At 73.1% G+C, this 1,647-nt stretch carries 2 protein-coding genes; both read left to right on the top strand.

The window, feature by feature from the left end; translation table 11 throughout:
- On the top strand, positions 1–278 hold a 278-nt coding region (locus tag DEIPI_RS28230; protein WP_045233576.1), incomplete at its 5' end, for a DUF84 family protein.
- A gap of 42 nt (positions 279–320) precedes the next feature.
- Complete coding sequence (locus DEIPI_RS28225; protein ID WP_045233588.1) at positions 321–1,172, top strand: [LysW]-aminoadipate kinase; 852 nt, start codon at positions 321–323, stop codon at positions 1,170–1,172.
- Positions 1,173–1,647: the final 475 nt, after the last annotated feature.

The raw sequence follows: 1,647 nt of genomic DNA, 5'->3' as shown, positions 1-1,647 counted from the left end.
TGGTGGCGGTGGCGCGCGAGGAGCGCGTGTCGGTGGTGCGTTCGGCGTCGCTGGAGCTGCCGCCCGTGGTGGCGGCGCGCGTCCGGGAGGGCGAGGAGCTGGGACGCGTGATGGACGAGCTGTCGGGCCTGACGGCCAGCAATACGAGGATGGGCACGATCGGGCTGCTGACGGGTGGGCTGGTGGTGCGCGCGGACGTGTGGCGGCAGGCGCTGTCGCTGGGGCTGGCGCCGTTCCTGCGGCCGGAGCTCTACCCGTCCACCGAATTACATTCGTAAACCATTTGCGCTTTTCATCTTACGAACGCTATGATCCGCCGCATGATCGTGGTGAAGGTGGGCGGCAGTGAAGGCATCGACTACGACGCCGTGTGCGCGGACGTCGCGGACCTCTGGAAGGCCGGGCGTCCGCTCGTCCTCGTGCACGGCGGGAGCGGCGAGACGAACCGCGTCGCGGAGGCGCTCGGGCACCCGCCGCGCTTCGTCACGAGCCCCAGCGGCTACACCAGCCGCTTCACGGACCGCGCCACCCTCGAAATCTTCGAGATGGTCTACTGCGGCAAGATGAACAAGGGCATCGTGGAACGCCTCCAGCGGCTCGGCGTGAACGCCGTCGGACTCAGCGGCCTCGACGGACGCGTCTTCGAGGGCCGACACAAGGACAGCGTCCGCGCCGTCGAGGACGGCAAGGTCAAGATCCTGCGCGGCGACCACACCGGCACCGTCGAGCGCGTCAACACCGCCCTCGTGGAACTGCTCCTGGGCAACGGCTACCTGCCGGTCCTCACGCCGCCCGCCGCGAGCTACGAGGGCGTCGCCATCAACGTGGACGGCGACCGCGCCGCCGCCGCGCTCGCGGGCGCGTTGCGCGCCGAGGCGCTGCTGCTGCTCTCCAACGTGCCGGGCCTGCTGCGCGCCTTCCCCGACGAGACGAGCCTCATCCCCGACATCCCCGCCGCGAACGTCGAGGACTACGTGGAGTTCGCACAGGGCCGCATGAAGAAGAAGGTCCTCGGCGCCGCCGAGGCCGTCGCGGGCGGCGTGGGCCGCGTCGTGTTCGGCGACGCCCGCGCACGCCGCCCCGTGACCGACGCCCTCCCACGGCGCGGCACCGTCGTGAGCTCACCTACGACGGGCGCGAGCGCCACGCCCGCCTCGGGCAGCAGCGCCTGAGGATCCAGGCCGCGTCCGCGCGCGAGGGCCGACTCCAGCTCGGCGGGCGTCATCAGCGTCCGCAGCTTCTCCAGGACGGGCCGCGCGAGCGCCTCCACGTCGGGCTGGCGGCGCGGGTGGCTCAGCGCCAGCCCGACGTACGCCCCGGCCTTCTGGAGGTCCGGCTGGGAGCGCAGCAGTTCCGCGTCCGCGAGGCCCGCGAGGACCTCCAGGACGACGCCCGTCGCCTCGATCGCGCGGGCCTCCGCGACCGCGTCGCGGTAGTGGAGTTCCGCGAGCGGCACGTCCCCGAGCCGCACGGCGGCGTGCCCGAGGTTCGCGAGGGCGTTGGCGACCTCGAAGCGTCCGCCGAGCTGACGGTACGCGGCGAGGCTCGCGCCCGTACGGCGCAGCGTCTCCGGCAGGTCCCCCGCCAGGAGGGCCACCCAGCCCAGCGCGGTGAGGTTGAGGGCCACGCCGGGCCGGTCCCCGAGCC

Source organism: Deinococcus pimensis DSM 21231 (genome assembly GCF_000519345.1).
In the GTDB taxonomy this organism is placed as follows: Bacteria; Deinococcota; Deinococci; order Deinococcales; family Deinococcaceae; genus Deinococcus_A; species Deinococcus_A pimensis.
This window is presented reverse-complemented; position numbering and strand designations above follow the sequence as displayed.

Excerpts from the sequence above, each read along its gene's own strand:
- DEIPI_RS28225 (WP_045233588.1), top strand. The coding sequence starts at position 321 with ATGATCGTGGTGAAGGTGGGCGGCAGTGAAGGCATCGACTACGACGCC.